General features: G+C 39.2%; 8 protein-coding genes. 2 read left to right on the top strand and 6 right to left on the bottom strand.

Going from position 1 to position 10,804, the window contains the following annotated elements; all coding sequences use genetic code 11:
* Positions 1-204: 204 nt before the first annotated feature.
* Both CWC11_RS09145 and CWC11_RS09140 read right to left on the bottom strand, forming a co-directional pair.
* On the bottom strand, positions 205-1,257 hold the full coding sequence (locus CWC11_RS09145) for a hypothetical protein (protein WP_138682440.1): 1,053 nt from the start codon (positions 1,255-1,257) through the stop codon (positions 205-207).
* Positions 1,258-1,640: 383 nt separating this feature from the next.
* Positions 1,641-2,828 carry a PQQ-dependent sugar dehydrogenase gene (locus CWC11_RS09140; protein WP_138682439.1) on the bottom strand — a complete coding sequence of 396 codons (1,188 nt, stop codon included), beginning with the start codon at positions 2,826-2,828 and terminating at the stop codon, positions 1,641-1,643.
* Here CWC11_RS09140 and CWC11_RS09135 point away from each other — a divergent pair.
* Positions 2,813-3,271: a hypothetical protein gene (locus CWC11_RS09135; protein ID WP_138682438.1), complete on the top strand. Its 459-nt coding sequence runs from the start codon at positions 2,813-2,815 to the stop codon at positions 3,269-3,271. The genes CWC11_RS09140 and CWC11_RS09135 overlap by 16 nt on opposite strands.
* A 90-nt stretch (positions 3,272-3,361) precedes the next feature.
* Here the strand turns inward: CWC11_RS09135 and CWC11_RS09130 are convergent, their stop codons facing one another.
* From CWC11_RS09130 to CWC11_RS09110, 4 genes are all read right to left on the bottom strand, one after another.
* A complete protein-coding gene (locus CWC11_RS09130; protein WP_138682437.1) occupies positions 3,362-4,564 on the bottom strand; it encodes an Nramp family divalent metal transporter in 1,203 nt (400 codons plus the stop codon).
* 433 nt (positions 4,565-4,997) lie between these two features.
* Positions 4,998-6,260 carry a valine--pyruvate transaminase gene (locus CWC11_RS09120; RefSeq protein WP_138682435.1) on the bottom strand — a complete coding sequence of 421 codons (1,263 nt, stop codon included), beginning with the start codon at positions 6,258-6,260 and terminating at the stop codon, positions 4,998-5,000.
* 79 nt (positions 6,261-6,339) lie between these two features.
* Positions 6,340-6,999 carry a glutathione S-transferase gene (locus CWC11_RS09115; RefSeq protein ID WP_138682434.1) on the bottom strand — a complete coding sequence of 220 codons (660 nt, stop codon included), beginning with the start codon at positions 6,997-6,999 and terminating at the stop codon, positions 6,340-6,342.
* Positions 7,000-7,008: 9 nt separating this feature from the next.
* Positions 7,009-9,300, bottom strand: a complete 2,292-nt coding sequence (locus CWC11_RS09110) for a peptidase U32 family protein (protein ID WP_138682433.1) — start codon at positions 9,298-9,300, stop codon at positions 7,009-7,011.
* A 284-nt stretch (positions 9,301-9,584) separates the two neighbouring features.
* Between CWC11_RS09110 and CWC11_RS09105 the strand changes: the two genes are divergently transcribed.
* Positions 9,585-10,664, top strand: a complete 1,080-nt coding sequence (locus CWC11_RS09105) for an endonuclease/exonuclease/phosphatase family protein (protein ID WP_138682443.1) — start codon at positions 9,585-9,587, stop codon at positions 10,662-10,664.
* The last annotated feature ends 140 nt before the right edge of the window (positions 10,665-10,804 follow it).

Genomic DNA, 10,804 nt, shown 5'->3' with positions numbered 1-10,804 from the left:
ATTACGCCCGTACATGGGTGGACTTGAAGTGATTGGTAAAGCGTAAAATACTAGCTGTCAGTTTTTAGTCATAAGCTTTAAGTAGAAAAGCCGCTGTTTGAAACGAACAGCGGCTTTTTTATTGAGTAAAAATTTATATCGGTACTAATTTTTACCGACACATATAAATTTTACTTAAGTGCCGTACTTTTAATGGCTAAGAGGTTACGAGCGATTTATTAATTTAAAATCTTTAGGTACTGCAAATTTACTATCGCGAACGTCTTTCATTTCAACAGACTTTATTTCGTAAACATAGCGCACTACAGGATCTTTACGCCAGTGATCCATTACCATTTCTTTACCCTTATCCATTAGCCCACCAAGCAGTTGTGAACCAACTTCATCTAATCCTGCGCTATAATCAACAGGTTCACGTGCAGTTTTACAGGCTTTTAGTTGTTGTTTCCATTCCAGTTTGATTGAAATTGGATAGCCTTTAATAGTTGCTAGTTTTTTACCAATTTCACCACCGAACTGACTATCTTCATTACTTATATCGCCTGTAAAACCTGCAATAGCCTTATAAGCTTGTGCACCTAGTAGGTTCATTAATGCATTGTCATCGCCAATAGCTTTAAGGTAACTATCTTGAAACTTCTCATGAACTTGTAATGCACGTTTGGTTTGAGCATTTTGTGGTGTTGTCCAAAAATCAAAAGTTACGATGTTTTTATCTTCTGCACCCGTGGTATCGTGGTAGCGAGTAGTCCAGTTAACAACGTACTGCTCTGTATCGAACCCATTAATTATTCGGCTTTTCCCTGTTTTTTCTACATCAAATGAATTTTCTTTCAAATCAACACTGCAACCAACTTCTTCGTATGTTTGATATTCTTCAGCATCTTCATCTTTCTCAAACATGCTGTCAGTAAAACTTACTTCATCACAACCTGCCATAGGGCATTCGCTATATGTCTCGTCATCATAATCGATGTAATAGCTTTTATTCTTAGGAGAATCAGCAACACGAGACTTATCAGAATTTGCCCAGCGCATTAGCCAGCTATCAAATGTATTTATTTCGTGGATAACTCGCTTTGATTCACGGGTTAGTACAGTCTGCTTTCCTGTGTAGTCAGGTACATATAAACCATTAATTGCATACTCAGCCTTGAGTACAGAAGTTGTATTTAGTGGAGTTGTATCTTCTACTTTAGTACTGGCACAACCGGCAACAGCTAAAGCAGCTATGGTAAGTGTAAATGATTGTTTCATTTTCAGTTTCTTCCTTATTAAACTTGTACGAATTGTAAACTAATTGGTTTGTTTGTAAATAAAGGACACTGCAAAAATGTAATTATTTTGGGAACGGTTGCTTAAGTATATTTACGAGCTTTATATTAAAAATTAAAAGGAACTGTTAATAATGGACTTAAGAAATAAATATAGAGATTGCTAGATAGGCAACAGGCTATAACAAATTCAGGGTGATGAGCTTATTAAATAAATTAAAATTATAAAAATTATTTTTTAAGGTTGAAGAGAAATATAGACTTCATACATTATAACTTTAATGACTAAAGCGGTTTACTAAAAACCGCTTTATTTAAACTGTTATGACTTTCTAGAAGCGAAGCGCCTCTAACCCTATTTGTAAACTACTTTGGCTTTATCAACATCAGCTTCGCATCTTTGCCATCGGTTAATATTGCTACATTACCTTCAGTGGTTACATACACGTCTCTTAATCGTCCTGTTGCTTCAGGAAATATATGGGACTGAGTGAACTCGCCATTAGCTAAATTAACGCTGTAGAGCTTTTTATCAACGAGTGTGGTGATGAGCGCATGTTTTTGAAGTGAAGGGAATGCAGTGTGTTTAGAGCCGTAATACGCCATGCCTGATGGGGCGATTGAGGGCGTCCAATCTACGCTAGGTTTTTGCATACCTTTATATTCGGTAAAAGGTGATATACGTGCTTGCGAGTAATCTTTGCCGTAGGTGATCACAGGCCACCCATAATTAGTGCCAGCGGTTAAATAGTTTAGCTCGTCGCCACCTGCGGGGCCGTGCTCGTGGCTAACAATTTGCTGCGTATCGTAATCATACACTAAGCCTTGCGGGTTACGGTGACCGAGCGAATAAACAGCGTGTGCATTTGGGTTTTTGTGATTAATAAATGGGTTATCTTTAGGAATGGTGCCATCTAGGTTTATACGTAATAGTTTACCAAGTTGGCTGGTTATCACTTGTGCTTGCTCTCTAAAATCAAAGCCATCACCGGTTGAAAAAAGTAGGGTGTTATCGGGTAAAATAAGGGCGCGGCCAGCGTAGTGCTGTGGGGTGTTTTTATCAGTGGCCACGGTGTAAATAATTACGGGCTTTGAAAATCCGCTGCCATTAAAGTTGGCTTTGGCAATTACAAGGCGATTAGCTTCAGCAGTGCCTTGTGCATAGGTAAATATGACTTCTTTGGTGCTGTTAAAATTAGGCGACAGCACTATATCAAGTAAGCCGCCTTGGCCTGCAACGTATAAGCCTTCAAGGTTTACATTTACTTTTGATTGCTGATTGTTATTTACAATAACAACGTGGCCGTCGCGCTCTGTAATTAGCCATGTGTTATTTGGCAGTTTAACCATGCTCCACGGCGAATTTAATTTTGTAGCGAGTGTGTGAGTGCTGTACTGCTCTTTAGGTAATGTAGCAGCGCTGGCCGTGGACGTAAAAAGCCCTACAAACAACCATAGCGCTAATTGAGAGAGTCGTTGTTTACATTGCAAGCCTTTGCTACTGTAAGAAAAAAGCTTTATTTTAAGTTGAGATAACCATGCCATTTTTAACACGTATACTCCCTTTATTTTTAGTTTCTTGGTTACTTACCTTTACACTTGCTAGCTTGTTTCATAGCCAATACGTTGTCAATCAATTAGTTAATGTAGGTGTAGTGGTGGGCTTTAGTGATCGTGCTAGTTTAACGCTTGATGATTGGCTCGGTTTATTACCTACCTACGGTGCTATTATTGCTGTTGCACTTGCCATTGCGTTTTTTGTTACCGTAAAGCTTAATAAAAAGATTCAAAAATACAGCACTCAACTATTTGTTATTGCTGGCATAGTCGCATTTGCTATTGTGTTAATTGCCATTGAATCGATTATGAATATTCATATTATAGCGGGCGCTCGAGGTTGGGGCTTTTATATGCAGTTACTTGCAGGTGCGGTTGGGGGTTATACGTTCTCACAATTAATTAAGACAGCTAGCAACTCGAAAAAGTTAGATGTGTGAATATAAATACGGCTCATACGTTATTTACTGATTAATCAATAAAGGCCGCTGTTTATAGTAAACATCGGCCTTTAAATATGATTTTAGAATTTAACTAAAAATCAAACTAATGAGTTTGTAGCTACTTAGCCCAAAAATTAGGATTAAAACGGGTAGAGTTACTAGGTTTAAAACCAAAGAGTTTGTGTAGTTTCCCATAACGCCTTTTTGATTAACCAGCCAAACAAGGTAGGTGCTTACAATTGGAAGTAATAACCCGTTAGCCGCCTGTGCGAATATAATGACCGCGAGAGGGTCTAAACCGAGAGACGCTACGCCTGCACCAAACAATAAGATAACAATAGCAACGCCTTTAAAGCGTGCGTTACTCATATTGTTAGACCAACCTAACATGCCACACACAGCATAAGCACCAGCAAGTGGCGCTGTAATGGCGCTTGTTAAGCCTGCTGCAAACAAGCCAATAGCAAAAAAGTAATGAGCTGCATCACCAAGCAACGGCTCTAATTGTACGGCCATGTTTGCTGCGCTGATTTGCCCCGCATCTGTACCATAAAAGGCGACCGATGCGGTAGATAAAATAGCGAGCGTGATCACACCGCCTAAGGTGATTGATAGGCCTGTATCAACATTTGTTTGTTTGATCACCTTTTTCATATCGCTATTACTGTCGTGCCTAGCAGCGAGTACGCCGGAGTGTAAAAATAAGTTGTACGGCACAATGGTAGTGCCAACTAAAGCGAGTATGGTTGTAATAGAACCCTCAGGCATACTAGGGATAAAACCAGCAAATACATCGCCCAGTGAAGGCGATGCCATTACAAGTGTGGAAATAAACACCAAGCTCATTAAGATAACGAGTAAAATCAGCGCATTTTCAACCACTTTATGTTTACCGCTATACAGTAATACAGCACTTAAAAATGCGATAAGAGGGGTCCATATTTGAGCGTTCACCTGCGGGAATATTTCAATTAATCCCATGCTAGCGCCACTTAAATTACCGGCTTCATAGGCTGCACTGCCCACGCCAATGGCGCTAATAACTAAAAATATAGCCAAAGATTTAAATAAAGGTGTTTGAATATTTGCTCTGAGTGCTTGAGCTAAATCTTGCCCGGTAGCAACGCCAAGGCGCGCCGCCATAGATTGTAATAATATAGTGGCAATTACTGAAAACAGTAATGTCCATATAAGTGCAAAACCAAAGTTTGCACCTGCCACACTTGCCGTAGTAATGGTTCCTGGCCCAATGAAGGCAGCGGTGACTAGTAGTCCTGGTCCTAATCGCATAATTGACCTTAATAGTGCTATTGCATGTTGCTATTTAAAGTTACATCTAACGTTTAAAACCAATAATTATACGCGATGCCTGTTGTGTTATTGCTGCCACTTAAAATAAGTGCCCTGCAGCGATAGTCGCTCCTTGACTGGTTCTTTTATAAGCATATGTTATACCAATCCGCAATAATACTTAATCAATTTGAGGGACTAAATCTGACGCTAACTGCGTTAAAAATTTCTGATATAGGACAACTAAATAACGAAATTTTTGCCTGGTTATCGACACGATTTTCTCACCTCAGAATAGATCACTTAATTAAGCGAATTGCTATTAAAAAAGGTCGCGTAGGATACCAATTTATATATAAATTTAAAGGGGATAGAATGCGTTTGCGTAAATTTCAAACGAATATATAAGCCCACCTAATGCTAATATGCATATTTACATTACAAGCGCTTTAATTGCCTCAAGCCCTTTTTTAAGTGTTGCTTCATCGTTGGCGTAGTTAATACGCACGCACTGGTGTTTGTGCTCCCAGCTATCTTCAATACCTATAAAAAAGTTATGACCAGGAATGATATACACGTCTTGCTCTTTAAGTTTTTCATAAAGCATTTCGCTGGTTATTTTTGAACCTTTAAACCATAGCCACATAAAAAATGCGCCTTCGAGTTTATGTAAATACACAGGAAGATCTGCAAAAATTTCATCAAACAAATTAATCGCTGTTTGGGCTTTATTTTTATAAAAAGGCAGCACAGTATTTTTACACAGAGGCAGTAGTTCGCCATCGTTAATTAAGCGCGTTACCAAGCTTGGGCCAATAGCATTAGGTGATAACACCATAGAGCCATTAACTCGTCCAATGGCTTTAATAATCTCGTTATTAGCAACTACAATACCGGTGCGCAGGCCTGGCAAGCCCAGTTTTGAAAGCGACATACATAATATAATGTTTGAGTTCCACGTTAGGTTTGCATCGGTGTAAATACAACCTGGGAATGGGTCGCCATAGGCGTTATCGATAATTAGGGGAATATTGTATTTGTGTGCAAGGGCGTCTAGGTGGCGTACTTCTTCATCGGTGATTACATTTCCAGTTGGGTTGGTAGGGCGCGATACGCACAGCGCACTTATGCTGCTGTCGTCGGCCAGTACTTTTTCAACCGCGTCAAAATCAATCACGTATTTAAATTGCTTTGAGCCATTAGAGGTATTTAAAATTTCGATGTCGGGCTTTATAGCCACAAACATATCATCTGTTAAACCTTGGTCGGCATAGCCGACGTACTCTGGCGCAAGTGGGAACAATATACGCTTGGTACTGCCATCGCTCATTTTACCTGCTAGCATATTAAACAATACAAAAAAGTTAGCTTGGCTGCCGTTACCTAGCGCTACATTATCGGCGGTTAATCCCCATGCAAACTCGCTATTAAGTTGTTTGGCAAGGGCTGTTCTAAATTCATCGTTACCGGTTGGGCCATCGTATAAGCCAAACACTTGCGACACTTTATTACTGGCTACTAACTTTTGTAATTCATCTAAAAATACGGCATTAACCTCTGGTACGTGTGCAGGGTTACCCCCGCCAAGCATAACAATGTTTGGGTTATTGCTGCTGTTGGCGCTGCCTAAATCTTCCATAAGCTGCGTTATACCATTGGGTTGTGTAAATTTAGTGCCAAAATTTGAGTAGTTCATAATACCTGTATTACGTTAATAACGGGGCAGGCAGTATAGCGTAAATAATGGGCCTAAATTGCATGATGAGAATAATTCATTAGCGCTTTTTAGAGCCATATAAATGCTCATTACCGGTGTCCATATATAGGTCGTATTTTGTCATTACTTTGGTAAACATAGGCGCTTGTAAAAAGTGGTTTAGCCATGCGCGCACCTTGGTATATTCGCTTTGAGCAAACCAGTGTTTATCTACGCGGGCAAATTGCCTAATAAACGGTAGTAATGCGTAATCGGCTAAACTTTTATTGTCGCTTATTAGGTATTTATGCGCAGTGAGTTTAGCTTCAAATTGCTTTATAAATTCTTCACATGCTTTGCGGAAATATAACTGCGCCATGTCTTTTGTGCGTGCGTAAAATTTATATTTTTCAAGGACGGGCTTAAATTGTGTGTCGTTTAATTTAATTAACTCAAGCATACGCCTAAGCGCTAACGGCTCATGAGTATGCAATAAATTATGCGGATCGTGCTCTTTAAGCGCCCAGAGCATTATATCTAGGCTTTCATCTATTACCTGGTGATTAGGTAATAATAAAACGGGTACTGTGCCTTTAGGCGATATGTGCAAAAGATGCGGTGGTTTGTTTTTGGTTTTTATAGCGCGCAGTAAAACGTGTTGCTCTGCCATTAAAATACCCATTCGCGCACGCATAGCGTAAGGACAGTGTTGTAATGAGTATAATAATGGCAGTTTCATTAAGTTACCTTAGCTATTTAGGCCTTCAACATATTGCTGGCGGGTTTGTACTTTAACCATGCTATTTAAGTGATCAACCGCGTGAGTTTGCCCACTAATTAAATCTTGAAAGTGCGCGAGTAATTCGGCTTTATCGAGTTTTTCTTTTGAGCCTGAGCCTATATCGGTTAAATCAATCATAAACTCGTCAAACTTATCGGCAAAGTCGCTCACAATATCCATGTTTAAAAATTGCTCGTGATTATAAATACTCGGATAGCCGCCTTTTTGTTTATCAATGGCAAAGCTAATGCCTTTTACATTAGTAACGGTTGTTTCTTTTTTACAGCTGAGCATACAACTAGCGTCAATACGTGGTTTTTTACAGCCAACGGTTTGCTGGAAAAAGCACTGGCGGCTGGTCATCATAAGTATTGGGTGATAAATGCTGTACATCAATTTAAAGTTATTAGGGCGTTTAATGTTACGCATTTGTGGTTTGTTTATTTCGTTGGAAATAAAGGCCCCTTTGGCGTTTAAATCTTCTTGTAGCGTAAGTAACGCATAAGAGTTTGTTGTATTAAGCAGTGGACCTGCTATCCACTCAATACCCATTTGCACAGCTTTATACGCTACGCCTGTGTTGTTACTAATTATAAGCTTAGGTTTTGCCACTTCTAGTAAACGCACAGCTTCGTCAAAATCTTTACCAATGAGCACAGCCGGAAACCACGGAATTAAATGTGGGTGCTCTAAAAATACATTTATGTATTTATCGTTATCGGTTCTAAAGCTTTCAGGTAATTTAAAGTAAACATCGCCCTTTGTTAAATCACATAAATGAACATCTTTTATGTCCGATATTAAAACAGACAGCGTTATGTCGTTATTGGCTTTAGGGTGGTTAACGAGTTTTGGTAATTCTACTGGTGCTATTACGTCTTTACCTTCGTTTAATAAAAACGCGACTTGTTTTTTAATACGGGCAAGCTCTTTAAACGGAATACTTAAGTTGCTACCAAGCTTTGAGTAATCCATATTCATAATTTCAAAATTAGCATTACTAAAGGTTTTAAAGCGCTTATCTATAGCTGCCATATCAACAATTGATTTATCAGCGGCTTGCATCATCATTTGCGATTTCACTTCAAAATGCTGAGGTTGCAAAGTGCTTTGCTCTGCTAGGGGGTTGTCGTGCTTATCATTTATTATAAGAGTTACTGTAAATGGCTGATTTAATTGGCCGCTAAACTCAAAGCGTAGCTCACGTTTAGAAATATCTAAACAGGCAATTTTGTTTTTAACAAGTAAGTCTATGTCGTTTTTTTCAGCTGCGAGCTCTTGTTGCGCATCGTAAATTTGCACAACCGAAATAGCGTTACTTTTTTCGTTTGCGTGATCAAAACTGTGATCGCGCGGGTTATCGGTAAACATGTTTTTGGTCATGTCACCTTGTAAAAACTTATTAGTAAAGTTACGGTTAAATACTTTGTATAAGCTTGAATCGTCTTCAATTAAATTACCGGTTTGTACAAAGGTGTCTATTTGTTTACGCCAACTATCAACTACGGTATGTACGTAGTTAGCGCCTTTAATGCGCCCCTCTACTTTTAACGAGTCAACACCTGCGGCTACCAATTCCGGTAAATCAAAATAGGCTGAATTGTCTTTTAAGTTTAATGGGTGTTTGTTACCCATGGCCGTTGGCTCATATTCGTCACGACATGCTTGCGAGCAGCGCCCACGGTTGCCCGAGTTGCCTACACTTACAGAGCTTGAATAACATTGCCCCGAAAACGCAATACATAAAGCGCCGTGTACAAATACTTCGGTTAAAACATCGCATTTGTGTGCTACATCGGTCAGTATTTTAATTTCAGTTAAGTTAAGCTCGCGCGACAAATTTACACGTGTAGCGCCAATGCGCGCTAAAAATTCAATTTGCGATTCGTTATGTGTCGTTAACTGAGTTGATGCGTGAATATGCAAAGTAGGAAAGTGCTTTTTAACAATATTGAACAGTCCTAAATCTTGCACAATAATGCCATCAAGGGTGGTATTTACGAGTTGGTTAAGTAGCTTAAAGAGCGCACCCATCTCGTGCTCTAATATAACAACATTTAGCGTTAAAAATATTTCACAGCCATATTCATGGGCTAGGCGAAGTGCGCCGCTAAGCTCATCAAACGAAAGATTAGATGCGCGGTTACGTGCATTAAAGGTATCTAACCCGCAATAAACCGCATTAGCACCGGCTACAATGGCAGCTTTTACTGCGTTTACATCACCGCCTGGGGCTAATAGTTCGATCTTTCTGCTCATTACAACTTCACTTTGCTCATATTTAATTGCCGCGAATATTATATGTTTAGCCACCTTAATGCTATTTATTGAAAAATATAATAATGACAAACAATAACGATTTTATAAAATTTAAAAGCGGACTGCTTTATTACGTGTACATGTAATACAATGATAATCTAGTAATTTAACGACCACTTTAGGCGACATCCATCAGTACATTCGATTCAAAACAACTAACTGCAGGTATATGCGTGCAAGACGATATAGTAACTAATACAGAGCTAAAAATAGCCACCTTTAACTTGTTTAATTATCTTGCACCGCCTAATGCGTATTATGATTTTGAAAAAATTTATACCGCGCAGCAATGGGCTAGGAAACAGCGTTGGATTATTGATTACTTAACACAGCACCAGCCCGATGTAATTGGTTTTCAGGAAGTCTTTAGCATTGATTCTTTAAAAGAGTTAGTGGGCGGGCAAGGTTATAATTACTTTGCAGTAGTTGATACGCCAGAAGTGATTGACGATTTTATTTATAAACGACCTGTGGTGGCTATTGCCTCTAAATACCCAATTATTGAAGTGGCTGCGGTTGAGCACGATAGCGACCTTGCAAGTGAGCTTGGCCTTAGTAGTGGTTTTACATTTAGTCGCAAAGTACTAAGAGCAACCCTAACGCTTCCACATATAGGCAATACCGATTGCTATGTGGTGCATTTTAAATCTAAGCGCCCATCCATTGAAGTTGATGAGCATAATAAAGAGCTAACGGCCGAGCAAAATATAATAGAAATATTAAAAGCCAATGTAGCGGGCGGGTGGGGCTCAACTATACAGCGCGGCAGCGAAGCCACACTATTAATGATACAAATGATTGCCCGTCGTGAAGCTACGCAGCAACCTATGGTATTAATGGGTGATTTTAACAACGAACTATCTGATGGTGTACTTAGCCATTTACTTACAAGTACGCTGCGGTTTGCTCCTGCGTTTGATGCAAAAACCTATCTTGCTAAATACTGCTTGAGTGACTCGTGGGATTTGTATAAAAAAGCAGAGCTTAACCGAATTAACGCAGTAAACTTAAATAGCACTGATACACCCGACAATGACCACTCTGATTGCATAGTTAAAAGCACTGAGAATGTAAATGTTGAAGCTCAGCTAATTAGGAAACCAACCCATTACTATGGTGCGAGTAGTTCGGTACTTGATTACATTTTGCTCTCGTGTGAGTTTGATACCGGCTACGATGACAGTTTTTTTGAGTTAAGCGGCCACCATACCTACGATAGGCATTTAATTAACCCCGAGTATGAGCGTGATGATTTAACGACTGATCATGGTGTAGTACTTGTAACGCTTAAACTAAGAAGTTAAGTTGTTTTAGGCGCTAATACATAAAGTGCACGTTAAAAGTATGCATATAGGCTATAAACTTGACCAAACGCACTAAGTTGTATATTTTATCGCCAGAATTTAGAGTTGAAACAATAATAAATTACTTAAATGGTAAATAT

The organism is Pseudoalteromonas sp. S3178, assembly GCF_005886985.1.
GTDB lineage: Bacteria > Pseudomonadota > Gammaproteobacteria > Enterobacterales > Alteromonadaceae > Pseudoalteromonas > Pseudoalteromonas carrageenovora.
Note: the sequence above shows the minus strand (reverse complement) of the source record. Positions and strands in the feature narration are given on the sequence as shown.